Here is a 24,787-nt window from a genome sequence, read left to right as displayed (position 1 = left end):
CTTTTCATCCGGATAGCGATTTAGCTCTGCAAATGAACGCCCACTTCAAACTCCGTCCCTACCAGCAAGAAGCCGTCGAAGCTACGCTCAGGCACTTCCGCCAATCTGATGAGCCTGCCGTCATCGTGCTGCCAACCGGTGCGGGCAAGAGCCTGGTCATTGCCGAGCTGGCGCGCCTTGCCCGGCGCAAGATTCTGGTGCTGACTCACGTTAAGGAGCTGGTGGAGCAGAATCACGCCAAGTATGAGAGCTACGGGTTAGCCGGCGGCATCTTCTCCGCCGGGCTGAAGCGCAAGGAAAACCGGCACCAGGTCACCTTCGCGAGTGTGCAGTCCGTGGCGGCGAACCTGGATCAGTTCCGGGATGAATACTCGCTGGTGATCATCGATGAGTGCCATCGGGTCAGTGGTGAGGACACCAGTCAGTACCAACGGATCATCGAGCTGCTGCGGCAACAGAATGATGCCCTTAAAGTACTCGGGCTCACCGCCACGCCATACCGGCTGGCCATGGGCTGGATCTATCGCTATCACTACCGGGGCTTTGTTCGCAGCGAAGACGATAAGCCTTTTGTGCACTGCATCTACGAACTGCCGCTGAGCTACATGATCAACCGGGGCTATCTCACCAAACCCGAGCTGGTGAACGCGGCGGTGGCGCAATACGATTTCTCCGCGCTGGCCCAGGACCGCTTTGGCGAGTATGCCGAGAAGGACGTTAACCAGCTGCTGAGCAAACACAAGCGGGTCACCCGCGCTATCATCGAGCAGGTGATGGAACTGGCCGCCGAACGCCAGGGGGTGATGATTTTTGCGGCCACGGTGGATCATGCCCGGGAGATCACCAGCTATTTGCCGGAACAGCAAACCGCCCTGGTGACCGGCGCCACCGATCTGAAGGATCGGGATTTGCTGATCCAGCGCTTCAAGCAGCGGCAGTTGAAGTATCTGGTGAATGTGTCCGTGCTCACCACCGGCTTCGATGCGCCCCACGTGGACTTTATCGCCATTCTTCGCCCCACCCAGTCGGTTAGCCTGTATCAGCAGATCGTGGGCCGCGGCCTTCGTCTGGACGATGGCAAGCAGGATTGCCTGGTGATTGATTACGCGGGCAACAGCGTGAACCTGCATCATCCGGAGGTGGGGGAGCCGAAACCAAGTCCGGACAGCGAGCCGGTGCAGGTGTTCTGCCCGGGCTGTGGCTTTGCCAACATCTTCTGGGGCAAGACCGACAGCGACGGCCGGGTGATCGAACACTACGGACGGCGTTGCCGGGGGCTGTTGGAGCCTGCGGAAGAGGAGGGGACTGCAGGGCAGCGCCCGGAACAGTGCGATTACCGTTTCCGCTTCAAGGAGTGCCCCCACTGCGGCGGCGAGAATGACATCGCGGCCCGCAACTGCCTCCAGTGCCACCAGGCCATCATCGACCCGGACGATCAACTGCGTGACGCCCTGAAACTCAAGAACGCTATGGTGATCCGCTGCGCGGGCATTACTCTGGGTGTCGCTGGCAGCAAGCTGAAGATCACCTACCACGGCGAGGACGGAGAAGAGCTTAGCGAGTCGTTTGATTTCAGCAAATCGGCACAGCGCACCGTGTTTAACAAACTGTTCGGGCGTCGTTTCGCCAACAGCCAGGCGCCGAAAGAGTTCAGCAAGGCGGAGGAAGTTCTGGAGCTGCAGGCTTTGTTGTCGGCACCGGATTTTGTGATTGCCCGCAAGCAGAAGTATTACTGGCAGGTGCAGGAACGGATGTTTGATTATCAGGGCAGTTATCGAAAGGCGTATTAAGCGTAAGGCATGCCAGCACTAATTTGCTGAGTTATATCGGCCACTCGGCAAATCTGTCACCGAATATCAGCAGAACCAGAGGAACAGGTGAGATCGCAATAGCGACTAACAGTAGGTATCGGTTAAAGGCGAAAATCCGGCTCATGCCAGCTATCAGCGCAAGCCCGCCGCCTCCACCCAGAATCATATTGCCCGGCAGATTGATGGCCAGCATCAACGTTAGGTAGCGATGCTTTAAAAGCCATGGAACCCAGCGTTTGGGTGACCGGTCCGACAGGCGTCTCAGTCGCTGATCGGCTGAGAGCCCGCTGAAGCTCTCAAGGAATGCCGCGGCTCTGACAAGCCGTATTTCTCTGAGAAAATTGATGATGCTTTTTTCCGGTACCAGGCGACCGATAAAAAAAGCCAGGTACATGGATATCAGGGTGCAGACATACACCAGTGGAACAATTTTGGGCCCGAGGATCATCATTAGCGCCAGGCCGATTTCGACGCCCGGCACAAATGGAATCGCCATCAACAGGATGTAGGCGGCCATGGAGATCATGATGATCTGGTGCAGCAGGGGTTCGTTCGAGGGCCGGATATCCATCTCGATACCATCGATGATTCCGCTTGTCAGCAGGTTGCCGGCAAAGATGACGCCGACCAGAAGGGAGAGTTTTACCAGTCCTGCCGGGCTTCTACCCACGGGTTTGCCTGGCGTGTTCATTGATTGCTGGTCTCCACCAGCTGACCTCTGAACGTGAACTCTTTTTCAAAGGTCCAGTACCATCGTTTGTTTACCCAGGTGAACGAGCCTTCGATTTCGTTTCCCCGCACAGTGCCCCGCCAGTGCATGACTGCATTCGATCTGGCACAGGGCACTTCGGCTCGCATCTGAATAGCATCATTGGATTCCCTCACCCAGTATTCGACCTTGCCGTAACCGCAGCGCCGTGCGCATTCTTCGGAGATGAAATAGCCGTCTTTGAATATCAGCAGATCGTCGGTATCGGCGGGCTTGCCCTCGGGGCCGAGTCTGCTCTGGAAGGACATCCCATCCAGCGCTTGGCGGGACTGGTTGGGTTCGTCAGCGAGCGAGTATTCGAAGATCGCAAGGGCCGCAAGAACCGTTAGCCAGAGAGGCGCGTGATTAGGAATTAGTCCTAAAAAACGGTGGGAGGTGTTTCTTGTCGGGTCAGGAGAGAGATTCATGATACGAACTCCACTCACTTGATCTACTTAAAGTCTAGTCAATGTGGCGGTACATGAAAAACCTGCAGTCGGTTGTTTGCGAGCATGGCCTAGGCGAAATGCACGGCGTGCTGCCCGATGCTTTACTGTTTTGCGTAATTCAGGCTACGACCGCGTACTGCTGGAAAGCCGCTTCCGGGGAAGCTCTTTGACGCAAGGCCCCTGCAGTCAGCGCTGCTGCTGGCTATAATGGCGTACTTTCAACCGTTGCAGAGAACATTTATGCCAATCGAAAAGAATCAGGTGGTCTTGTTTCACTACAGTGTTCGTGATGAACAGGGCAACGCCATTGAAGACTCCCACGGTGGTGAACCGAACGCCTACCTCCATGGCCACGGCGGCGTTATCCCGGGGGTGGAAGAGGCCATTGAAGGCCGTGATGCCGGCGATACCTTCAGCGTTACCGTCACCCCGGACAAAGCCTACGGTCCGCGCAAGGAAGGTGCCATTCAGCGCGTGCCCATCAAGCATCTGATGGGCGCCAAGCGCTGGAAGCCGGGCATGATTGCCCAGGTGCAAACCGAGCAGGGCCCGCGCCATGTGGTCGTCGCCAAGGTCGGCCACAAGTTTGCCGATGTCGACACCAACCATCCGATGGCCGGCAAAACCCTGACCTTCGATATTGAGATCATCGACGTCCGCGATGCTGATCCCGAAGAGATCGCCCACGGCCACGCCCATGGGGTGGGTGGTCATCACCACTGAGAGATGAAGGGGCGCAGGCATGCTCATCGGCGTCATCGCAGACACCCACAGCAAAATGCGCCCCGAAGCCCTCGAGGCACTGAAAGGCTCGGAGCTGATCCTGCACGCCGGTGACGTCGGGCGGGACGAGGTTCTGGACGCGCTGGAGGCCATCGCCCCGGTGATTGCCATTCGCGGCAATATCGATAAAACCGGCCGTGCGTCGGAGCTGCCCGATGTTCAGGAACTGGAATTCCTCGGCCACGCCTTCTACCTGCTCCACGACGTCAAAAGCCTGGATTTCGATCCGCAAGGCCGGTTCCGGGTGGTGATCGCCGGCCATTCCCACAAACCCCGCAATGAACAGATCGGGGATGTGCTGTACTTCAACCCCGGTGGTGCCGGGCCACGGCGTTTCACCCTGCCGATCACGGTGGGGCGGCTGGCAGTGAGCGAAGAGGGGGTGGTGGGAGAGATTATCGAACTGGCGGTTTGATCTTTTTTGATTTCTTGGACCCGCCGCGCCAGTTCCGTTCTGATGCTGGTTTGTCTGCACTCTCACCCTGCGCTTAGTGAGAGTGTCCACCAAGCAGGTAGTGAACCAGCGCATCCAGGCTTTCTTCCGACATTCGCCACCGTGGCATCGTATCGTGCAGTGGCTCTCCATCTGGACCAATGCCTTTCACGATGGCGCTTTTAAGCGATGATTCGTCGTAGGATGCATGGTCGTGGCCGTCGTTGTGCTCTTTCTCTAATGCCCCATGAGTTAACGCCGGAGCCACAACCCAGAACCGTGGCCACATGATCGCGCCGCCTTCTTTGTCAGCACCGTGACAGGTGGCACAGCTGCCTCCGTGCATCTGCATGTGATGGTGCCCACCAACCGGGATGATCCGCTCACCGGAACTCGATGTGCCGGTGAAATAAAGGCGCTCCCCTTCGCTGCTGAAGTTTGAAGGCATGTTCTCAATGCCGAAATGGGCGTTGTTGGCGTCCATGCATCCAGATACGCCCATCGCGGCAACGGCAAGTAGCCATACCTTCCTTGTCCGATTGTGTTTCATTGCTTCAGTTGCCTCCATTGCCCGCGAAATCCTTCATCCTCAAGTTATCATTATCGTAACTCTGGCCTGGGCGTGATAGCGAGCCACAGTCGCAGGCCACGCCGATCTGGTATCGACAGGACTCACGACGGCGACCACACCTCACCATGCTGCATCACCCGGAACACCGACTCGCTGAGGCCTTGGTTTTCCAGCGCCATCCGCAGGCGCCGGGGTGGTTCGTCCATGGGTTCATCGGTCAGTACGAAGGTGCCCCAGTGCATGGCAACTGACTGGCGGGCGCCAATGTCCTGATGAATTTTGACGGCTTCCTCCGGCGCTACGTGCACCGGGGCCATGAACCAGCGCGGGTCATACGCGCCGATGGGAAGAAGCGCCAGATCAATGGGCGCAAACAGTTCGCCAATGTCCTGAAACACCCGTCCGTAACCGGTATCACCGCCGAAATAGAACCGGAAGCCATCCATGTCCAGGAGCCAGCTGCACCAGAGCGAGGTGTTTGTGTCGGTTGCGGTTCGCCCGCTGAAGTGCTGGGCGGGCAGGCAGAACACTTCGTTGTTGGCGGAAAGGGATGCCGACTGCCACCAGTCCAGTTCCACCAGGTTGTGGATGCCACGCTTCTCGAACCAGCGCCGAAGGCCCATGGGCATGCAGAAGCGAAGCTTATCTCCGAACCGTCGGTGCAACTGGCGCACCGTTGCTTCGTCGAGATGGTCGTAGTGATTGTGGGAAATCAGTACCAGGTGGATCGGTGGCATTTCCGATACCGTCAGGGCAGGCGGGGTGTAACGCTTAGGACCGACCAGTCGGAAGGGACTGGCGCGCTCTGATAACACCGGGTCGGTCAAAACGTTCAGGCCCCGATACTGAAACAGGAATGAGGCATGCCCCAGCCAGACCAGCTGTGGCTGTGCCGGCGGGTCTATCAGCAAGTGACCATCCGGCCGCAGCAGCGTGTAGCGTCTACCCTTCGGGAAGCGGCGACCCGGTGCCATTTGCCAGCGCAGGAGATCCCCCAGGCCACGGCGGGGCACCCGCTCCCGATTTCGATACCTGCCCCGGTAGAAATGGGGTTCCGCGGCGAGGGCCGCGAGGCGTTCACGGTCGATGGTCATGAATCGGGCTCACTGGCGACGGTTGTATTCGGTTACATTGGGGGCGGTGACGTTTGCATCCTAGCACGCTTCAAAGGTGGAGCTGTTTCTGGGCGTGAGCGGAAAGGATACCGGGACAGGCTTTGAGGAGGTCTTATGTTTCATATTCACGTAGAGCAGGTTGTTGCCAAAGACATCGACACGGTGTTTGAGGCCATCTCCGATCACGCCCGTTATGACAGGTTCCCGGGAGTCGGCAAGTCGGTGCTGGTTGAAGAAGGCAAAGATGAGAGGAACGGCACCGGTGCCCTTCGCATTATCGGTGCGGGCCAGCTTGAACTCACCGAGCGTATCACCCGGTTTCAAAGGCCAAACAGAATGGATTACCGCATCGAAAAGTCGAGTCCGCTGCCCGTTCAGCACACGAAAGGGGAGATCGTTTTGCAGCCTGAGGGCGATCAAACCCGGGTGACCTGGATTTCGGAAGGGCATGTGAAGGTTCCATTGCTTGGCCGGGTGATGGACCGGGTGGCTGAGCGAAGCTTCACCAAGGCTTTCCGGTCCCTGCTCAAGGCGATTGAGCGGCTCTAGGCTAGGTTGCCCGTGTTCAGCGAACGTCAAAAGTCCTGACGGACCGTCAGATGGGTATCATCTCTGACGGATTAATCTGTCCTTATCAGGATCCGGCATTCCCTATAAAGATCGGCGTCAGCGCTGACGTGTCAGGCGCCGCGCTACTGCAATAAATAATCCACTGGCTGCATAGGCTCGGGTGCGGTGTCACCCAGGGCTTCAGCAACGCTGATGTCATGTACCCGGCAGAGGGAATCCAGCGGTAGATCATTGGCTTCACGGCCGAATGGAAACTCAAGCTGTTCCGACAGGCGATCCAACCCAAAGAAGGTGTAGGCCACAATTGCAGTGAAAACCGGCGTAAACCAGCCAGCAGCATCCACCAGACCGAACGGCAGCAGGTAACAGTAGATATAAGCGGTACGGTGTACCAGCAGAGTATAGGCGAAAGGCATTGGCGTGTTAGCGATTCGTTCTGACGCTGCCTGGATGCTGGCCAGACCATGCAGGTGCTTGTCCAGCGAGGCGGCTGCCACCGAGTCCACATCGCCTGCCTTGTGTGCTGTGGCGACGATGTCTCCGGCTCTCTGAAGCATGAACTCCGCCGGATTGCGGGTGTTCAAGGCGTGTTTTATCAGTTCTGGTGACAACGATGCCGGCAGATCGGCGCTGATATCTTCGCCGCGCAGCTGGCCCCGCAGCAGGTGGACGTGCGCCAGGCTTCTTATCAGTAGCTCCCGTCGCGGCTCCTTCTGAAGGTAAATGCCAGCCGCTCTGGCCAGGCTCCGGATCTCAGTGACCATATTGCCCCAATGCTTTCGTGCCTCCCACCAGCGATCGTACGTGGCGGTATTTCGTACGCTCAGAAAGATGGACAGGGCAATACCGATGATGGTGAATGGCAGCAGTGTGTATTCGACAATGCCACCGAGGTGGTCATGGTGGGAGAACCAGGTAACGATGAACGCAAACGCTGCCGTCAGAAGAATGTGCGGCAAAATGTGAGGAACAACAGACCCTTTCCAGGCCAGCATCAGTGCCAGGGCACCGGGGCGATCACGTACGATCATTACGGAGGGTTCCAGTCAGTGGCTTAAGCCGGTTGCAGTCTGGCCAAATTAGACCACATCGGTTCCGGAAGCCGCAAAGTCTTCCTGATTGCTACTTCAAGAACGCTGCAGCTTGATTTCTTTCCTTATGCCCTGATGTTTCTTTCAAACAGCTCAGCACAGGAAAATCTCCATGACGGACGTTCGACACCTGGTGTGTCCCCACTGCCATAAAGTGAATCGTGTGCCAGCGGACAAGCTATCCGCTGGTGGTAACTGCGGTGCCTGCAAACAACCGCTTTGGCCGGATAAGGTTCTGGAGCTGTCGGAGCAAAACTTTGCGGCCCATACCGGGCGCAGTGATGTGCCGGTGCTGGTGGACTTCTGGGCCAGCTGGTGTGGCCCCTGCCAGGCCATGGCGCCCCAGTTCGAGCAAGCGGCAAGGGCGTGGCAGGGAAAAGTGCGCTTTGCCAAGCTGAACACCGAACAGGCCCCGGGCACGGCCGGTCAGTATGGGATTCGCAGCATACCCACCATGATTCTGTTTCAGAATGGCCGGGAAGTGGCCCGCCAGAGTGGAGCCATGAATCAGGCGCAGATCAGTCAGTGGCTTCAGTCGGCAGGTATTCGCTGAAACACCAGCAGCCGGTTGTTCGCTGGCATGGCGTGGTTGTCGGTCAGCGTCAGCCCAACCGTATCTGCCAGAGCGCAGAGATCTTCAAGGTCCCGGATGCCCATGTGGGGTGCCCGGGCTTTCAGGTAATGATCAAACTGTCGGTTGCTGTCGCTGGAAAACCGGCCCTGATGGTTGAACGGGCCGTACAGGCAAAAAGCCCCGTCTTCTGCCAGGCACTCACCAATATGGCGGAACATTTCTTCGACTTCGGGCCAGGCCATGATGTGGGCGGTGTTGGCTGAGAACGCCCAGGTGAAGGACTGGATCGACCAGTCGGCATCGCTTACGTCCAGCTCCATCACCGGCAGGATATTGGGTTGCGCAGCCTGCTCCAGCCGGGGACGGCACAGATCAGCGGCGCTCGGATGGTCGCTCGGTTGCCACTGAAGGTGGGGCATGGCTTTGGCAAAATGAACGGCATGTTGCCCTGTGCCTGTACCGACTTCCAACACCGTTCCCGGCGTTATGAATATTCCGAGCAGCCGTTCCAGAATCGGAGCTTTGTTGTTTTCACACGCTTGAGAAAAGGGTAATTCGGTTGCCATCCGGTCATGCTCTCCTTTTCTGAGTGCTGCCTCAAGCCCCTATAGTTGCACAAAAAAAGGCAGCCAGAGGCTGCCTTTTTTCATCACGTGTTGCCTGTTATTTACAGAGCAACAACGTTCTCTGCCTGCGGGCCTTTCTGGCCTTGGGTCACGGTGAACTCAACTTCCTGGCCTTCGGCCAGAGTTTTGAAACCGCCACCCTGAATAGCGCTGTAGTGAACGAAAACGTCCGGGCCGCTTTCACGAGTGATAAAACCAAAACCTTTTTCTTCGCTGAAGAATTTAACGTTGCCAGTAACTGTAGACATAATAAATATCCTGAAATTAATCATCATTGTGCCGCCAAGCGATCGTTGTGATCGTTGATCAGCGATTTGCGGGAAATAAAACAACGGGCAGGATCAAAAACAGGACAAGAGGTGTGACAACACAAAAGGTCTTATTCGTGAGATGCTTTGCTAAATCGTTTCCAACGAACGAGACAGTACGCTAATTAAGAGGCACTGCATAGCAAAGTTTTCAATTATTCGTTTAATACCTACCCACTCGTGAGATGGGTGGATCTTCCGTTCCCTCCCGAAAGTGATGCATTTCTTAATTCCGGCCCTACGGATTGCCACGTCATTGTGCCCGCACCCAAAACCCGTTGCTTTGGACTACAGTGTAGTGGGCTGCGAATGGACGATTTCTTCACACCGGCTCTGAAGCCGGCTCCAACATATACGCATTTGATGGCGGCGGAATAATGGAATTAGAACAAATCAATGCCATAGAAAAGGCAACCCGTTACGGACGTGCCGAGGTTTTTCGCTTCGGTCTGGCGGTCTTATTTCTTGCGGGGATCATGTTGTATGTCCGCTCCATCGGGGCGGATACTCCGAACATGGTCATTCTTGTGGCGGCGGCCATGATCGGCGGATATATGGCCATGAACATTGGCGCCAACGATGTCGCCAATAACGTGGGCCCGGCGGTGGGGTCCAAAGCCCTGACCCTTGCGGGCGCTATTGCCATTGCCGCGATTTTTGAGGCGAGTGGGGCGTTGATCGCTGGCGGTGATGTGGTCAGCACCATCAAGAAGGGGATTATCGATCCGGCACTGATCGGGGACTCCAATACGTTTATATGGTTGATGGTTGCAGCACTGCTCGCTGCGGCACTCTGGTTGAACACGGCGACTTACGTCGGAGCGCCTGTGTCCACGACCCACTCCATCGTCGGCGGTGTCATGGGGGCGGGTATCGCAGCCGGCGGCACAGACATCGTGGATTGGGGGCAATTTGGTCAGATCGTCGCCAGTTGGGTAATATCGCCGGTTCTGGGTGGGGCCATCGCTGCACTGACCCTGTACCTGATAAAGCGCCGCATCACGTATCAGAAGAACATTGCCGGGGCTGCCAAATACAACGTACCCCTGTTTGTTGCGGTTATGGCGTGGGCGTTTGCCACCTATCTTGCGATCAAGGGGCTGAGCAAGATCGTCGACATAGGGATACTGCCGGCCGTTGTATTGGGTGCCATGACTGGCCTCCTTGTCTGGTGGCTCACCAAATGGTTTATCGCCCGTCTTCCGAACGAGGTGGATAACAGCAAGGCGGGCGTCGACGGTCTCTTCACTTTCCCACTTATATTTTCTGCCGCGTTGTTGAGTTTCGCTCATGGGGCAAACGATGTTGCGAACGCGGTCGGCCCGCTGGCTGCGATCAATGAAGCGGTTCTGCAAGGCGGTGTCGCGACGAAGGCGGCGATCCCTACCTGGGTGATGTTGGTCGGTGCACTTGGGATTGCTCTCGGGCTGGCATTGTTCGGCCCCAAGCTTATACGCACGGTTGGGTCGGAGATCACTGAACTCGACCGGATGCGTGCCTTCTGCATTGCCATGGCGGCGGCGATTACGGTCATCATCGCCAGCCAGCTGGGGCTTCCGGTAAGTTCGACCCATATCGCCATTGGCGGCGTCTTCGGTGTCGGCTTTCTGCGGGAGCATCTAAAGACCACCTACCGCAAGAAAATTGATGAGATCGAGGCGCACCATGCCGGAAAAGATCAGGCCGTCGTAGAGCGCATACTTGAGGAATTCGAAGCAGCTTCGTTCGAAGAGAAGGGAACTATTCTCAAAAATCTAAAAAGTAAAAGCGGTACCCCCACGCCGATCTCGAAAAGCGAACGAAAGGGCCTGAAAAAGGTTTACCGGCAGGAACTCGTCAAGCGCTCAGCCGTGTTGAAGATTGTGGCTGCCTGGTTGATTACGGTGCCGTTATCGGGGGTGTTGGCGGCTATTCTGTTCTTTACCATCCGGGGGATGCTGCTGCCCTGATGCGCGGGGCCGGGGGTGTCGTCAACTGTTATCGTTGTGGCCTTTGGCACTGTCGCTGATTTCCTTCACCAGTTCACGCAGCTTGGCTAGCTGAGCCTCGACCACGCGCAGACGAACCTCGGTCTGGGCAGGTGTTTCCTCTAAAGTGCCGGAACTCAGCCGGTCCCGGTATTTCGCCTGCTTTCTCTCCAGTGCCTCTTCCAGGCGCTCCAGCTCTTCCAGTTTGGGAGAGAGCCCCTTGTCGTGTTCACCCAGAATATCGTCGAGCTTTGCTACCAGATCCTTGAATCCCATTGTCCGGCTCCTTCAGGTTTGAATCATCGTCGCTCATGGTGCATCAGAGTGTGACACCGGCCTGGCCCTCATCACTCACTGACAGTGCCTCGGTGGTTCGTGCTGCGTCCACATCCAGGGCCGTAAGCAGCTCACGGGTCGCGGTCAGAATCGCATCGACGGTTTCGCTGGCATAGGCCGAATCGTTGAGAAGGGATGTCGCCATCGCCGAATCAATTCGCTTGGTGCCCAGAAGCTTTGTGACCCGCGCAACCATGGATTCCCGGTCTACCCGGGCACCCATGGCGATCTCGTCAAGCTCAAGCAAGGCCGTGCTGGGGTCTTCAAACTGGCCCTCGTAAATCCGATGGGTTTCGCGGAGCACCATGGCCACCCGCAGCCGCAAGTCGTTGTACTCATGACGAATGGCAGGATTATTACACGCCATGTACGTTGTCAGGTTTTTACGCAGGTGTTTCACATGCTTGATGGCTTCGACCATCTCGGCGGCGGCGTGTTGCAGGCGATAGAGTGATTCGGTTGAACTGGCGGGCGACATGCGCGTCATCCGGCCGGAGATGAAATCCAGTATGGCGTTGTAGAGTTCTTTGACGCGCTGCCGGTAGACCAGGTCCATGTCGATATCGATACGCTCCCGGCTATTGTTAATCATCCCTTCGAGGTCATCGCTGGTGCAAATATGTTCGCGGTGCAGGTGCAGACCGTGGGCGAGGATGATGAAGGCCTGGTCAAACAGGTGCCAGACTTCCCGGCGAACCGCGGCATTGGCGCTATCGGCAGAGTCCATCGCGGCGCGGTTCAGGTACTTGGGTCTGGCTGCAGCCTCTTCTGCTTTTTCCGGCAACCAGCGCTCCAGTGCCCGCGCCAGTTGAGCGATCAGTGGCAGCATGACGGCAACACCGAGGCAGTTGAACAGGGTGTGGAACAGGGCGAGCTTGACCGTGTAGTCGTCGTCAGCGATCGACATAAGCGCCGAGAGGCTGTCGACTGTCCAGCGCAGGGGTTCGATCAGGATCAGCGCAATGGCCGCTGTTGTTACGTTGAACAGCAGGTGGGCGCCGGCCAGGCGTTTACCCGCGATGTTCGCGCCAAGACCGCCGATCACGGCGGTTACCGTGGTACCGATGTTGGCGCCAATGGCCAGTGCCAGGGCGTTCTCGTAGGTGATCTGGCCTGTGGTAATGCCCGCCAGGGTGAGAGCCAGCGTTGCGTGGCTTGATTGCATGATGACCGTTGCCAGGATGCCGAGCCCGGTATACACCAGCAGTCCGGTAACGCCCGTCATGGCGTATTCCCGCAGGTCCACCGCCGACTGGTAGCCCTCGAACCCCGCCTTCATGAAGTCAATGCCAAGAAACAGGAACCCCAGGCCGGCCAGAATCGCGCCGGAGGCTTTCAGGGTGCGGTAATGCTGGAAATTCATCACAACACCGAACACCAGCATCGGCAGCGCAAAGGCCGATAGACTCATCTTCATGCCGATGGTGGCGAACAGCCAGGCGCCGGTTGTGGTGCCCAGGTTGGCTCCGAAAATGATGCCGATGCCGGTGATCAGGGGCAGCAGGCCGGCACTCAGGAAGGAAATGGTAATCACCGACACCAGAGAACTGGATTGCATGATGGCGGTGCTGACAATGCCGAAACCGAGGCTTTTCGGAATCGTATCGGTTGTCCCCTGCAGCAACCGTTCCAACAGCCCACCGGTGAACTGCCGGAACCCGTTCTCCAGCGAGAGCATGCCAAACAGGAAGATCGCAACCCCGGCAGCAATCTGCTTGAACTCAGGGCTCGCCCAGAGCGCAAAGGCCAGAAGCCCGAATACTCCGGTGAGGACGAGTTGGCGGTAGGTCATTGGCTCACGCTTTCCGCTATCGGCATAAGATTGGCTCCGGAAATCAGACTGCCATACCTTTAATATGGCAGGATTTCAGTTGCTTACACCACTTTTTCACTTACAGCACCGGGGCGGCCAGCCTCGATAGTTTCACCCCGAGCCGCCACCAGAGCGGGCGATCTTCCAGACTCTCCGGGTCGATCGGCTCGGCGTGGTCGAAGTCCTGCTCGAACATGGCTTCCATTTGCTGGGCGAATCCCTCATCGACAATCACCGCGGCCACCTCAAAGTTGAGGCGGAAGGACCGGTTGTCGAAGTTGTGGGTGCCGACACTGGAGATGCGATCGTCAATCAGCGCTACCTTTTCGTGGAGGAACCCGGGCTGGTAGGCGTAGAAGCGAATGCCGAGTCCGCGCAGTTCCTCGATGTAGTGGAAAGCTGCCAGGTAGACGGGCCAACTGTCGGGCTTGCCGGTGGTGATGATCCGCACGTCGACGCCCCGGAGGGCGGCCAGTTGCAGTGCTTTCATGACGGCTTCGTCGGGCACGAAATAGGGGGCGGACAGCCAGATTCGCTCGCGGGCAGCGCTCAGTGCGGAGACAAAAAACAGGCTGGCTTTTTCCAGATGGCCGATTGGGGCAGTGGGCAGGATCATCACCTGCTGGTCAGCGTTGGTGACAGGTGTCGGCGTCCATACCAGTTCCGGAAGTTCCCGGGTGGCCCAGTACCAGTCCCAGAGGATCGTCAGCTGGACCTGTATCGCGGCCGGCCCTTCGATTTTGACGTGGGTATCGCGCCAGGGGCTGAAGTCCGGGTCCAGCCCCAGATATTCGTCTCCCACATTGTGGCCACCGACCCAGGCTGTGCGACCATCGACCACCACCATTTTCCGGTGATTGCGAAAGTTGAGCTGGAACCGGTTCCCGACACCCTGGTTGGGTTTGAATGAGCTGACCTGAATACCGGCGGCCTGCATATCGGCCAGGTAGGCTTCGGTCAGGCGGGAACTGCCCACTTCGTCGTAGAGCACCATAACCTTGACGCCCGCCCGCGCTCGCTCGGCCAGTGCGTCTTTCACCCGCCTTCCCAGTCCATCGTCGTGGATCATGTAGAACTGGAACAGAATATACCGCTCTGCCTCGGCGATGCCCCTGAGGATGCTGTCGAAGGTGGCCTCCCCATTGATCAGCAATTCCACCGTGTTGCCTCGGACCAGGCCAAACTCTGCCAGTTGGTGAACGGCGTTATACCAGGACGGTGCCTCACTCCTGGGTACCGTCCACGGGCCGAGCAACTCGCGATACCCATCCAGGATCGGGTCGATCTCATTGGCCCTCTCTTCGTAGGCATCGGCCATGCCCTCGAACTGGTTCCGGCCGAACACTGCGTACGCGGGAACCGCGACGAATGGCATAGTAACGAGGGACAGGGTCCAGGCCACCGCACCCGTTGATGTCCGTGTGGTCAGGGCCGCATGCAGCGCCATGATGATGCCCATGGCATAGAAGCCTGTTACGAGTAGGCCAATCATACCCTTCCTTGTGAGTTTCATTGTCTGGAATCCGTCCTTGGCGCTGGGACAGGCCCTTTGCGAGGTTTTCCGAAAAGGACGCGCAATTCGTCCTTGGCCGCCTCGAGCCGTTCCTTTTGTTCGGCCGAAAGTTGCTTGCCAGCTCGATTGATATAGAACGTCAGCATCGACATGGCCGACCGGTAGGGATCGGATTTACGGCGTTTGCTCTGTTCAGCGGACCGCTTGAGGTAACGTGCGATATCCCGGGGATCGTCAAGGGTAAAGACGCCACTCTCCAGCTCCAGGGCATCGCTGGAATCGGTCACCTTCTGCGACCAGCGTTCAGGTTTGTCCAAAACCTGCCTCCCGTCGAAGCGCGAGCATTGTCTCTAAAAACGTAGCAGATAAGCGGGGAAAGAAGGGGTTACTGCCGGGGTTGCGTAAGAGGTTGCGCGAGTAACTCCTGCAACATGCTATAGCTCAGCCCCCAGATGCAGTACTCCTGATATCGACAACAGGGCATATTCAGGGTACCCAGCGGTGTGCGCCAGGGACGTTTACTCTGGTTCTCTTTGTCCGCCAGGTAGTCGAGAGGAACCCAGACCAATGTCTCGACTTCATGGTTGAGCGTAACGGCTTTTGGCCCTTTCCATTCGTAAACGTAGGGCGTGACCACCATGGGACGCCAGCGGCTGTGGTGACGGGTCAGCAGGTCAGAGAGGCGGGCCTGGAAACGGCCATGACGCACCAGGTCAATACCGGTTTCCTCCAGGGTTTCCCGTTCGGCGGCCGCGCGGGGCGTGGCGTCCTCCGGTTGCAGGCGGCCGCCAGGGAAGGCCATGTCGCCGGACCAGGGATCGCCTTCCCGGCGGGCGCGCTGGATGAACAGCAACTCAGTGCCGCCGTGGTCTGTCCGACGATAGATTAATGCGACGGCAGCCCGGGTCAGGCGGCGCCGGAAGGGGATCTCCCGGGGGCGCAGGCGCCAGCGACTGGACGCTGCGGGTTGGTGTTCACCGTGTGCCAAGGGGCTGCTCAGGAAAACTCATAGTCGCCGCCTTTCTCAAGGGCCCGCCTGTACGCTGGCCGTGCATGCACCTGTTCGACCCAGGCGGTGATGTGAGGCCTGCTGTCGCCGACGATGCCACGGGCCACGGACGCTTCCAGCGGAAAACTCATCTGGATATCCGCCCCGCTCAGGTTGTCCCCCAGGAACCAGGTGTTCTCAGCAAGATGGGACTCGATAAAGTCCAGATGGGTTTTGATCATGGGGCCGATGAACATCTGGTTGGTTTTATCGGAAATACCCTTGGCCACGGGTTTGATGAAGAACGGCATCGGACTGGTTTTCACCTTTTCAAAAACCAGGCGCATCACTAGCGGCGGCATCAGTGAACCCTCAGCGTAATGCAGCCAGTATGTGTAATCCAGCCAGGCCTGATTGCCACTGGGTGGCAGCATGGTGTCTTTGCCATAGGTGTGGGCCAGGTATTCGATAATGGCGCCCGATTCGGCCACGGTCAGATCTCCGTCGGTGATCACCGGGGATTTGCCGAGCGGATGGACCTTCTTGAGGCTCTCGGGCGCCAGCATGGTTTTAGGATCACGTTCGTAACGCTGGATCTCGTAAGGCACCCCCAATTCTTCCAGCATCCAGAGCACTCGCTGTGAACGGGAATTGTTGAGGTGGTGAACGGTAATCATGCAGAACTCCCTTTGCATCGAATGAATGGGGTAGTTAGAAGGGTAGGCTGCAAATGATTGTTCGGTTCACTTTCCGTGTGCTTTGAGTCGCTTTTTTAGATAGAAAAGCGAGGGCGGAGGCAGCTGTCTACAGCAATCCCGAGCGGATCATGTCAAAAGCATCCATAACCCGCGCAACGAACTGGTCTTTCGGGCGGAAGCTGCTTTGGGTGTTTTTTGCGAAGTCTTGCTGAAGGTGATCCAGCAGCTTGTTCAGGCGGCGGCGATGCAAACCGACGGCCGCCTGAATCGGATCGGTGATCATGCCGGAAAAGGCGGCAAACACTGCCAGAACTGCCATGACTCCGACGACCGTCAGGGCGGTTGTGAGGAATGACGGCTCGGGAGGAAACAGGTCGTAATACCAGCCACCGATGGTTTCGCCCAGGATGAAGTCCCGGGCTGCCAAGGCTTTCGCCACCATGGCGGAGAGCACCATGCCAATGCCAATCCCGCCGGGGGTAAACTTCTGGAAGGCAAATGCCCCCAGTACGGTGCATGAGATGCTGTTGGTGATGTCTGCAGAGGCTGTACGGGTCACCCGGTACTGACTCAGTGCGTCCGACACCAGAGGTTCAACCAGCGAGCTGAATTGCTGATGATCCACCGGCTCACGGGTATGGCGGTCGTAGACTTCTTCCAGCGCCTCAATCAGATAACGCTCCAGCAATTGGTCTTGCTGATCGTTGTTCAGCAGTTCTACCAGAATCAGGTCAGAGATGTGCTGCTGCACCCGGGTAGTGAACCCGGCCGGTGCAAGAGCGGCCAGTCTCGACAGCCATTTCATGCCGGGTTGCCCACGTGTCAGGATTTTTATCAGGCATGCCAGGGCGTACACCGGAGCCCAGAGCAGGTTGACCGGTGCCCGCAGCAGGTCCCAGCCCAGTGCCTTCTGGTTGGTGGCGATTGCTCCGGGGAGGCGGAAATGGCGGTCGATAAACCCGGGAACCCTCGCGCTGCAATCATCGAAGTAGCGCTCCACGCCTGAGCGGATAGCCAGCGCTATTTCTGCTTCTGAGATCATTTGCGGGGGTGGTGCAACAGCGGGCATAGTGCGCGTATTTATCGGCAAGTGAATGTCTGGCTCATTAGACCCTAATTGACATGGCCGGACCACCGGTCAAACAGGAGTAACGCATCATGAGTTTGAAAAACCTGCAGGAAATCGTCGCAGACACCAAGTCCTCCCTGCATTGCCTTACACCCCAGGCGGCCAAAGACCTGCTTTCCGAAAGCAGCAATGCGCTGGTGATTGATGTGCGTGAGCCCGGTGAAGTGGCCGAGAAGCGTGCCGCCGGCACAATCAATATTCCCCGCGGTGTGCTGGAAATGAAGATCACCGATCACACCACGGATCCGGACCGCCTCATCCTCCTGCACTGTGCCACCGGAGGACGCGCCGCGCTGTCTGCCGCGGCCCTGAAGCACATGGGCTTCCGTAACGTCAGTATCATCGACTGCAGTTGCGATGAGCTGATTACACATTTTGGGGTTGCTTGAGGTCTTTTCGATATACGCAGTCCGTTCAGCTCCGATGACGAACCGCTTGGGCCTGGCGTTTCAGGTCCTTGATGATCTCCGGCACTTTAAGCGGCAGCAGGTCTTTTGCCGTTCTGACCAGATTGATAAAGACATTCATTCGCTTGTACCAGAGCAGCCGACCGATCCTTTTCTTCATCGGGTAGTAGCCTTCCATGACCAGGTCATCCACGCATTTGGCATTGTTGGTCAGGCTGTAGCGGCTCAAATCCAGCGGTACGGCGATGTCAGCCTTTTTAAGCTGCTTGCGGGTGTTGAAGTCGATGCCGATATTGATGGCGTTGCTGATGACATCGAAGGTGTCTTCCGGCTTCGGGTACCGGCTGACGTGACTCAGGTCCACGGCCACGGTGATGCCTGCGCCCATGCTCGCCAACGGCGAAATCGGAACGTTCTCGACCAGTCCGCCGTCCACCAGTGTCCGGCCGTCGATTTCAACCGGAACATACAACCCCGGCACGGCCATGGAGGCACAGACAGCGTCCGCCAGATTTCCCTTGCGAAAGATCAGCTGCTCTCCGGTTTCGATATCCGTGGCGCAGATCGCCAGGGGAATATGGGCGTCTTCGATGCGGCAATCCCCGAGGTCCCGAAGGATCATTTCCCGGATAGGCTTGGTGCTGAACAGGCCACCACGCTCAAGGGTGAATTTGGTGATTTTGGACAGGTTCAGGGTCGAACCGATGGAGAGGATCGAGTCGATCGGGCGGCCAAAGGCGTAGTAACTGGCGACCAGCGCGCCTGAGCTGGTGCCCGCAATACAATGGATCGGAATCTGCTCTTCTTCGAAGGCCTTCAACACGCCAATGTGAGCAATACCCCTGGCGGCACCGCCGCCTAGCGCCAGACCAATTCGGGTATTAAACGGATTGAACGTCATGTTCGAGAGCCTTTTGCCATTGCGAAGAAAAGCACCTTGAGTCAATTCTAAAAGATTCCTACAGGTCAACAAACCTTGGAAGCAACATAAGGCTGATGCCCACGGCCACCATGGTGTAGACATCGGTCATCAGGTAGGGATAGAGAACCAGCGCAAGGCCGCTCCAGCGCGCGGCCATGTTGTCCTGGCGCCGTCCGTAAACAAAGTATCCGATGCCAATGGCGCTGAAGATCAGCCCCGAAACCAGTAATGCGGTGTCCATAGAGGGGTATGTCAGTCTACTGCTGGTGTTGCGGACAGGCTGCTTGGTAAGGCCCCGGAATTCAAGGAACGATGCCGCAGAAGCGCAAAAAAATGCCCGGCACACTGCACGCATTTTTGACGGGGGACCAATGCAGCTTTAGTGTCAGACTGAATTCCGGGCCGACGGTAGGGAGGGCTGGCCATGGGTACCTTGCTGACGATTCTGGCGATTTTGTTTCTGACGCTGATCGTCATTATTCCATTGCTGGAAAAGTTTGCGGCCAAGGGGGGCGAGCCAAAGAATTACGGCCATCTTACCCGCTGGTTCATTCCAATGATCATGTTGATTCTGGTGTTGCAGTTGCTGCATCACTACTTGGGCTAGGCTCGGGAGTGTCGGTGCCGACAATGCGGCGTGCGAAAGGTTCGGCCTTACGCATCGGCCCGGTGTGTTTGAAGTGAGAGTATGCAGCTTCTAGGCTCGGGAGACTGGAATACAAATACCCAGCCCCGGAGGCGACATCGTGAAGTCGGTTTCAAACATCGGATTTGCCCTGTTTGGAGCGGCGCTGACCGCGATCAGTTTTGGCCTGGCCCGCTTCGCTTTCGGCCTGTTCGTGCCGCCTATCCGAAATGACCTGGAATTGACGCCCTACCTGATCGGTATCATTGGTGCTTTGCCACTCATCAGCTTTCTGCTGGCGTCACTGGTGGCGCCCTGGTTGGCGATTCGCCTGGGGGCACGCAACGCGGCGGTGCTGTCCAGTGGCTTTGGCGTTGCCGGGCTGGCGCTGATCAGTCAGGCGACCGGTGCGGTTTCCCTCGGTCTGGGAGTGTTTGCCTGCGGTATCTGCACCGGGCTGATGATGCCGGCTCTGTCGGCCGCGATGCAGGTGCTGGTGGATCGTTCCGTGCATGGGCGGGTCAGCTCCATCATGAACGCCGGTACCAGCGTGGGGGTTGCCCTGGCTGTGCCGGCGGTTCTGTTCATGGCCGGTATCTGGCGCTCCGCCTACCTGGCATTTGCGGCGCTGGCTTTCATCGGCATGATTGCAGCCTGGTTTATCATTCCATCGGTCTCCCGGGTGACGCCATCGGACGCGGCACCACCAGCACCGATCAGCGCCCTGCAGTGGTGGCGTCTTCTCAGACTGTCACTGTTCGCCTTCGCCATGGGATTCATTTCCTCCGCGTACTGGATCTTTGCGCCCGATCTGGTGGTGAACCTGGGCGAACTGCCCGACAGCGAAACCGGTTGGCTCTGGCTGGCGGTGGGGATTGCCGGTTTGGGGGGCGCGGTGGTGGCTGACCTGGCGGATCGAAACAACCCGCCAATAACCCAGGCGCTGATGCTGATGATGCTGGCCGCCAGTCTGGCCTTGCTGGCGGCAACGCCGGGAAAGATTGTACTGGCGGCGTTTTCGGCACTGGTGTTTGGTCTGGCCTATATGAGCCTGACCGGGCTGTACCTGATGACGGGCATTCGGTTATTGCCCGGGCGGTTGTCCATGGGCCCCGTTCTGCCGTTCATGGCGGTGTCGCTGGGGCAGGCATCAGGTTCCCCTCTGGTGGGTACGCTGGTGGACAACCTGGGGTACAGCAGTGCGTTTGCGACCTTTTCTGTTATTGGCATTGTGGTGGCACTTCTGTCACCGCTTTATCCCCATTACATCGACTTCGGCACGGACGAGCCTGAGGAGGAAGAAACGGGCCTCCAGGCGGCGTACGACTACCAGCTGCAGGATGAGGAAGGCGAACCATATACCTATGACACAGACGACGAAGAGCGTCCTGGCGTTGACGAGGAGGCACTGCCTGAACCCGCCGATACCGCCCGCTGACGTTCGTTTGAGCCCAGGGGCAGCACTCAGCTGCGTAGTGCTTGATCGTGACTAGGCGCGGTAGAACCGGCGGACGGTATCAATCAGCGTGTCGACATCCTGCCGGTTCACATCCAGATGGGTGACGAAGCGGATCGGGTCACCGGCATTGATCAGGATGTTGCGCTCGGCGAGGTAATCGCGCAGCTGTCCGGCTCTGCCGGCCCGGCAGCGGGCATAGACAATATTGGTCTGGGTGCTGGCTGGGTTAACTTCCAGCTCCGGAATCTCCGAAAGGCCAGTGCTCAGATAAGCAGCGTTTTCATGGTCGTCCTGCAGACGGAGTGGACCCAGCTCCAGCGCAATTCGCCCGGCCGCCGCCAGAATGCCTGCCTGGCGCATGCCGCCACCCACCATTTTGCGCAGACGTGTCGCGCGGTCGATAAAAGCCTTCGAGCCCAGCAGAAGTGACCCCGCCGGCGCGCCCAGGCCTTTCGATAGGCACACGCTGACTGAATGGTAGTGTCGGGTGATCTCGGTCACGTCGCAGTTGGATGTCACTGCGGCGTTGAACACCCGGGCGCCGTCCAGGTGCAGCAGCAGTCCGTGCCTGTCACAGAAGGCACGGGCATCGCGCTGGTAGTCGAGGGACAGTGCCTGGCCGCCAATGGTGTTTTCCAGAGAGAGCAGGCGAGTCACCGCGAAATGAAAGTCATCGGCTTTGATGGCAGCGCGGGCCTTGTCGAGGCAGATACTTCCGTCCGGCTCGTTCTCGATCGGCTGCGGTTGCACGCTGCCCAGCACCGCGGCGCCACCGCCCTCATAGCGGTAATTGTGGGCCGACTGGCCGCACAGGTATTCGTCGCCGCGGCCACAGTGACTCATGATCGCCAGCAGGTTGGCCTGGGTTCCGGTTGCGGTAAACAGGGCGGCTTCGAAACCGAACCGCTCGGCGGCAAAGGCCTGCAGGCTGTTCACGGTCGGGTCGTCACCATAGACATCATCCCCGACCTCGGCGTGGGCCATCGCATTGCGCATTTCTCGGGAAGGGCGGGTAACGGTGTCACTGCGAAAATCAAGCATGAGAGTACTGCCATGTAATGGATCTGATTTGCTGCATTCTACAGGGCAGGCGGCAGGAGGGAAGCCGGGAGACAGGATGGACTCGGACCTGAATTTCCAGGCGTCACACAGCTTGCATTTTCAATCGATTGAAAGTGTGAATTGGCGATCCCTCGCTATTAGACATTGGTTGTAAATTTGGTGAGCTTTTGTTGCTTATTTGACCAACCTCTGTGAACTTGAATCTATGGGGACACCTGTTTAAAAAAGCGTCAGTGGTGTTCAGCTAGGAAAGAACAAGAACAATCCAAGGAGAAGCACATGTCAAATTATTATCTGAACCGCCGAAAGTTCCTCCAAGGCAGCGCTGTTCTCGGCGCTGGACTTGTTGCCCCAACAATCTTTACCAGAGCCGCCAGTGCCTACACCAATGAACCCGGTTCAGGCAGCGTGGTACTTGGATTCAACGTTCCTCAATCCGGCCCTTATGCCGATGAGGGTGCCGATGAGTTGCGTGCCTACAAACTGGCCGTCAAGCATCTTAACGGTGAAGGCGACGGTGGCATGCTGAAGACGTTTTCATCGCAGGTGCTCAAAGGCACCGGTATTCTCGGCCGGAAGGTCGAATACGTCACCGGCGACACCCAGACCAAATCGGACGCGGCTCGTGCGTCTGCCCGTGCAATGATTGAAAAAGACGGTGCCATCATGATTACCGGCGGCTCTTCTTCCGGGGTCGCAGTTGCTGTTCAGTCGCTTTGCCAGGACGCGGGTGTCATTTTCATGGCCGGTCTGACCCACTCCAACGACACCACCGGCAAAGATAGAAAAGCCAATGGTTTCCGACATTTCTTCAACGCCTACATGTCGGCTGCGGCGCTGGCGCCGGTGTTGTCCGAGCACTATGGGAATGATCGCAAAGCCTACCATCTGACTGCGGACTACACCTGGGGCTGGACTCAGGAACAGTCCATGATGGCGGCGACTGAAGAACTCGGCTGGGAAACCGTGAATACCGTTCGTACGCCTCTGTCGGCAACGGATTTCTCGTCCTATATTGCGCCAGTGACCAACTCCGGAGCGGACGTGCTGATCCTGAATCACTATGGCGGCAACATGGTGAACTCATTGACCAATGCGGTTCAATTCGGCCTGCGTGAGAAGATGGTCAACGGCAAGCAATTCGAAATTGTTGTACCGCTGTATTCCCGCCTCATGGCTCGTGGTGCCGGAGACTCCGTGAAAGGCATTTTCGGGTCTACCAACTGGCATTGGTCGTTGCAGGATGAGGGCTCGAAGGCGTTTGTCGAATCCTTTGGTAAAGAATATGGCCAGCCCCCGTCGCAGGCTGCGCATACCTGTTATGTGCAAACCCTGTTGTACGCCGATGCCGCCGAACGAGCGGGCAGCTTCAACCCCTGTGCCATCGTAGAGGCGCTGGAAGGCTATGAGTTTGACGGCCTGGGCAATGGCAAGACGCTCTATCGCGCCGAGGACCATCAGTGCTTCAAGGATGTACTCGTGGTTCGCGGTAAGGAAAATCCATCGTCGGAGTTTGACCTGCTAGAGGTAGTCAATGTGACCTCTGCAGACAAGGTCACCTACGAGCCAGACCATCCGATGTTTGCCGGTGGCTCACTCGGCAAGTGTAATCCAGGCGCCTGATTTCAGGCACCTGGGCTTCCTCTGTTAAGTAGCGCACTGGCCGTCCCTGGCCAGTGCGCCTCTCCGACAGCCCGGTCTTGTTATGTCTGTCCCACTACAGACGCCTGTTGTTAGACAAGGTAAATACCGATGGATGCCATCCTTCTGCAAATACTGAATGGGCTCGATAAGGGCAGTGCCTATGCATTGATCGCGTTGGGGCTGACCTTGATATTTGGCACCCTGGGCGTGGTGAATTTCGCCCACGGTGCTCTCTTCATGATTGGTGCATTCTGCACAGTCACATTCAACAATCTGTTGTCCTACGAGAAAGTTACGATTTCCGAGACCGAAGTGAGTCCCTGGGGTACCCCACTGGAAATCGAGACTCCGTATGTCGAGCTCTGGTTCGGTGATTTCGGCGCGATGATGATCGATTACTCGGTGTTCTGGTCCATTCTGTTTGCCATTCCCGTGATGCTGTTGCTTGGCATCGTGATGGAGCGCGGCCTGATAAAGCACTTCTACAAGCGCCCCCATGCGGATCAGATCCTGGTTACCTTCGGCTTGGCCATTGTGCTGCAGGAGGTGATCAAGTCCGTTTACGGTGCCAACCCGATTCCCCAGCCGGCACCGGAGGCCTTTGTCGGCTCCATTGATGTCGGGGCGTTGATCGGTATGACGGAAAATTCTGTGCTCTATCCAATCTGGCGGATGGTGTATTTTCTGTTCGCGGTCGTCGTTATCGGCGGTATTTTTGCGTTTTTGCGCTACACCACCTTCGGCATGGTGGTGCGGGCTGGCATGGCCGATCGGGAAACCGTTGGTTTACTGGGTATCGATATCGACAAACGGTTTACGGCGATGTTTGGTCTGGCTGCTGTTGTCACCGGTTTGGCGGGCGTGATGTATACCCCGATCCTGTCGCCAAATTACCACATGGGCATGGACTTCCTCGTGTTGTGCTTTGTGGTGGTGGTCGTTGGCGGTATGGGCTCGCTGGCTGGTGCGGTGGCGGCGGGTTTTCTGCTGGGCATTCTGCAGAGCTTCGCTTCCATGCCGGAGGTGAAAGCTTTCCTGTTCGGATTTTCGATTGATCAGGTCATCATCTACCTGGTGGCAGTCATTATTCTGCTGACCCGTCCCCGTGGACTCATGGGGCGCAAAGGCGTAATGGAGACTTGATG

The 24,787-nt window shown here is 57.6% G+C and carries 27 protein-coding genes and 1 pseudogene; 11 read left to right on the top strand and 17 right to left on the bottom strand.

Annotated features, from left to right (window positions below):
- Window positions 1-32: 32 nt before the first annotated feature.
- Window positions 33-1,790, top strand: a complete 1,758-nt coding sequence (gene radD / locus QVZ43_RS02915; RefSeq protein ID WP_302908803.1) for a DNA repair helicase RadD — start codon at window positions 33-35, stop codon at window positions 1,788-1,790.
- Between the two features lie 31 nt (window positions 1,791-1,821).
- Here the strand turns inward: radD and QVZ43_RS02910 are convergent, their stop codons facing one another.
- Both QVZ43_RS02910 and QVZ43_RS02905 read right to left on the bottom strand, forming a co-directional pair.
- Window positions 1,822-2,502: a hypothetical protein gene (locus QVZ43_RS02910; RefSeq protein WP_302908802.1), complete on the bottom strand. Its 681-nt coding sequence runs from the start codon at window positions 2,500-2,502 to the stop codon at window positions 1,822-1,824.
- Window positions 2,499-2,987 carry a hypothetical protein gene (locus QVZ43_RS02905; RefSeq protein WP_302908801.1) on the bottom strand — a complete coding sequence of 163 codons (489 nt, stop codon included), beginning with the start codon at window positions 2,985-2,987 and terminating at the stop codon, window positions 2,499-2,501. Before QVZ43_RS02905 ends, QVZ43_RS02910 begins: the two co-directional genes overlap by 4 nt.
- A gap of 261 nt (window positions 2,988-3,248) precedes the next feature.
- Between QVZ43_RS02905 and QVZ43_RS02900 the strand changes: the two genes are divergently transcribed.
- Window positions 3,249-3,731, top strand: coding sequence for an FKBP-type peptidyl-prolyl cis-trans isomerase (locus QVZ43_RS02900; protein WP_302908800.1), 483 nt, complete (start codon window positions 3,249-3,251; stop codon window positions 3,729-3,731).
- A gap of 19 nt (window positions 3,732-3,750) precedes the next feature.
- Window positions 3,751-4,206, top strand: a complete 456-nt coding sequence (locus tag QVZ43_RS02895; RefSeq protein ID WP_302908799.1) for a metallophosphoesterase family protein — start codon at window positions 3,751-3,753, stop codon at window positions 4,204-4,206.
- A 73-nt stretch (window positions 4,207-4,279) separates the two neighbouring features.
- On the opposite strand, the gene QVZ43_RS02890 is transcribed toward QVZ43_RS02895, so the two are convergent.
- The gene (locus tag QVZ43_RS02890) at window positions 4,280-4,774 is read right to left on the bottom strand and encodes a c-type cytochrome (protein WP_302908798.1); all 495 of its coding nucleotides are present in this window, start codon (window positions 4,772-4,774) and stop codon (window positions 4,280-4,282) included.
- A 122-nt stretch (window positions 4,775-4,896) separates the two neighbouring features.
- Entirely contained in the window at window positions 4,897-5,889 is a 993-nt protein-coding gene (locus QVZ43_RS02885; protein ID WP_302908797.1) for an MBL fold metallo-hydrolase, read from the bottom strand.
- A gap of 135 nt (window positions 5,890-6,024) precedes the next feature.
- Between QVZ43_RS02885 and QVZ43_RS02880 the strand changes: the two genes are divergently transcribed.
- Window positions 6,025-6,459 carry an SRPBCC family protein gene (locus tag QVZ43_RS02880; RefSeq protein ID WP_302908796.1) on the top strand — a complete coding sequence of 145 codons (435 nt, stop codon included), beginning with the start codon at window positions 6,025-6,027 and terminating at the stop codon, window positions 6,457-6,459.
- Window positions 6,460-6,602: 143 nt separating this feature from the next.
- On the opposite strand, the gene QVZ43_RS02875 is transcribed toward QVZ43_RS02880, so the two are convergent.
- On the bottom strand, window positions 6,603-7,511 hold the full coding sequence (locus tag QVZ43_RS02875; RefSeq protein ID WP_302908795.1) for a bestrophin family protein: 909 nt from the start codon (window positions 7,509-7,511) through the stop codon (window positions 6,603-6,605).
- A 172-nt stretch (window positions 7,512-7,683) separates the two neighbouring features.
- Between QVZ43_RS02875 and trxC the strand changes: the two genes are divergently transcribed.
- Window positions 7,684-8,124, top strand: coding sequence for a thioredoxin TrxC (gene trxC / locus QVZ43_RS02870; protein ID WP_302908794.1), 441 nt, complete (start codon window positions 7,684-7,686; stop codon window positions 8,122-8,124).
- On the opposite strand, the gene QVZ43_RS02865 is transcribed toward trxC, so the two are convergent.
- Both QVZ43_RS02865 and QVZ43_RS02860 read right to left on the bottom strand, forming a co-directional pair.
- Complete coding sequence (locus tag QVZ43_RS02865; protein WP_302908793.1) at window positions 8,103-8,711, bottom strand: DUF938 domain-containing protein; 609 nt, start codon at window positions 8,709-8,711, stop codon at window positions 8,103-8,105. The genes trxC and QVZ43_RS02865 overlap by 22 nt on opposite strands.
- A gap of 101 nt (window positions 8,712-8,812) precedes the next feature.
- A complete protein-coding gene (locus tag QVZ43_RS02860; RefSeq protein WP_302908792.1) occupies window positions 8,813-9,019 on the bottom strand; it encodes a cold-shock protein in 207 nt (68 codons plus the stop codon).
- A 437-nt stretch (window positions 9,020-9,456) separates the two neighbouring features.
- Here QVZ43_RS02860 and QVZ43_RS02855 point away from each other — a divergent pair, with 437 nt between their 5' ends.
- Window positions 9,457-11,028, top strand: coding sequence for an inorganic phosphate transporter (locus tag QVZ43_RS02855; RefSeq protein WP_302908791.1), 1,572 nt, complete (start codon window positions 9,457-9,459; stop codon window positions 11,026-11,028).
- A 21-nt stretch (window positions 11,029-11,049) separates the two neighbouring features.
- On the opposite strand, the gene QVZ43_RS02850 is transcribed toward QVZ43_RS02855, so the two are convergent.
- The 7 genes from QVZ43_RS02850 to QVZ43_RS02820 form a co-directional block, all read right to left on the bottom strand.
- On the bottom strand, window positions 11,050-11,322 hold the full coding sequence (locus tag QVZ43_RS02850; RefSeq protein ID WP_223794279.1) for a hypothetical protein: 273 nt from the start codon (window positions 11,320-11,322) through the stop codon (window positions 11,050-11,052).
- Window positions 11,323-11,365: 43 nt separating this feature from the next.
- Entirely contained in the window at window positions 11,366-13,174 is a 1,809-nt protein-coding gene (locus QVZ43_RS02845; RefSeq protein ID WP_302908790.1) for a Na/Pi cotransporter family protein, read from the bottom strand.
- A gap of 100 nt (window positions 13,175-13,274) precedes the next feature.
- Window positions 13,275-14,687, bottom strand: a complete 1,413-nt coding sequence (gene cls / locus QVZ43_RS02840; RefSeq protein WP_302908789.1) for a cardiolipin synthase — start codon at window positions 14,685-14,687, stop codon at window positions 13,275-13,277.
- Between the two features lie 17 nt (window positions 14,688-14,704).
- The gene (locus QVZ43_RS02835; protein WP_302908788.1) at window positions 14,705-15,025 is read right to left on the bottom strand and encodes a DUF3175 domain-containing protein; all 321 of its coding nucleotides are present in this window, start codon (window positions 15,023-15,025) and stop codon (window positions 14,705-14,707) included.
- Window positions 15,026-15,093: 68 nt separating this feature from the next.
- Window positions 15,094-15,696, bottom strand: coding sequence for an NUDIX hydrolase (locus tag QVZ43_RS02830; RefSeq protein ID WP_302908787.1), 603 nt, complete (start codon window positions 15,694-15,696; stop codon window positions 15,094-15,096).
- Window positions 15,697-15,704: 8 nt separating this feature from the next.
- Entirely contained in the window at window positions 15,705-16,373 is a 669-nt protein-coding gene (locus tag QVZ43_RS02825) for a glutathione S-transferase family protein (RefSeq protein ID WP_302908786.1), read from the bottom strand.
- Between the two features lie 127 nt (window positions 16,374-16,500).
- Entirely contained in the window at window positions 16,501-17,436 is a 936-nt protein-coding gene (locus QVZ43_RS02820; RefSeq protein WP_302908785.1) for a DUF6635 family protein, read from the bottom strand.
- Window positions 17,437-17,552: 116 nt separating this feature from the next.
- Between QVZ43_RS02820 and QVZ43_RS02815 the strand changes: the two genes are divergently transcribed.
- Window positions 17,553-17,912, top strand: a complete 360-nt coding sequence (locus QVZ43_RS02815) for a rhodanese-like domain-containing protein (RefSeq protein ID WP_223794272.1) — start codon at window positions 17,553-17,555, stop codon at window positions 17,910-17,912.
- A 25-nt stretch (window positions 17,913-17,937) separates the two neighbouring features.
- On the opposite strand, the pseudogene QVZ43_RS02810 reads toward QVZ43_RS02815, so the two are convergent.
- Both QVZ43_RS02810 and QVZ43_RS02805 read right to left on the bottom strand, forming a co-directional pair.
- Window positions 17,938-18,807 (bottom strand): annotated as a pseudogene (locus QVZ43_RS02810) (patatin-like phospholipase family protein); the annotation flags it as partial.
- A gap of 82 nt (window positions 18,808-18,889) precedes the next feature.
- Entirely contained in the window at window positions 18,890-19,093 is a 204-nt protein-coding gene (locus QVZ43_RS02805; RefSeq protein ID WP_302908783.1) for a hypothetical protein, read from the bottom strand.
- 183 nt (window positions 19,094-19,276) lie between these two features.
- Between QVZ43_RS02805 and QVZ43_RS02800 the strand changes: the two genes are divergently transcribed.
- Both QVZ43_RS02800 and QVZ43_RS02795 read left to right on the top strand, forming a co-directional pair.
- Complete coding sequence (locus QVZ43_RS02800) at window positions 19,277-19,459, top strand: hypothetical protein (RefSeq protein ID WP_302908782.1); 183 nt, start codon at window positions 19,277-19,279, stop codon at window positions 19,457-19,459.
- Window positions 19,460-19,598: 139 nt separating this feature from the next.
- On the top strand, window positions 19,599-20,915 hold the full coding sequence (locus tag QVZ43_RS02795) for an MFS transporter (RefSeq protein ID WP_302908781.1): 1,317 nt from the start codon (window positions 19,599-19,601) through the stop codon (window positions 20,913-20,915).
- Window positions 20,916-20,966: 51 nt separating this feature from the next.
- On the opposite strand, the gene ltaE is transcribed toward QVZ43_RS02795, so the two are convergent.
- Window positions 20,967-21,977, bottom strand: coding sequence for a low-specificity L-threonine aldolase (ltaE, locus tag QVZ43_RS02790; RefSeq protein WP_302908780.1), 1,011 nt, complete (start codon window positions 21,975-21,977; stop codon window positions 20,967-20,969).
- A 300-nt stretch (window positions 21,978-22,277) separates the two neighbouring features.
- Here ltaE and QVZ43_RS02785 point away from each other — a divergent pair, with 300 nt between their 5' ends.
- Window positions 22,278-23,621 carry a substrate-binding protein gene (locus QVZ43_RS02785; RefSeq protein ID WP_223794266.1) on the top strand — a complete coding sequence of 448 codons (1,344 nt, stop codon included), beginning with the start codon at window positions 22,278-22,280 and terminating at the stop codon, window positions 23,619-23,621.
- A 129-nt stretch (window positions 23,622-23,750) separates the two neighbouring features.
- Window positions 23,751-24,785, top strand: a complete 1,035-nt coding sequence (locus QVZ43_RS02780; RefSeq protein WP_223794265.1) for a branched-chain amino acid ABC transporter permease — start codon at window positions 23,751-23,753, stop codon at window positions 24,783-24,785.
- Window positions 24,786-24,787 lie beyond the last annotated feature (2 nt).

The sequence above is a fragment of the Marinobacter suaedae genome (assembly GCF_030519635.1).
In the GTDB taxonomy this organism is placed as follows: domain Bacteria; phylum Pseudomonadota; class Gammaproteobacteria; order Pseudomonadales; family Oleiphilaceae; genus Marinobacter; species Marinobacter suaedae.
Note: the sequence above shows the minus strand (reverse complement) of the source record. Positions and strands in the feature narration are given on the sequence as shown.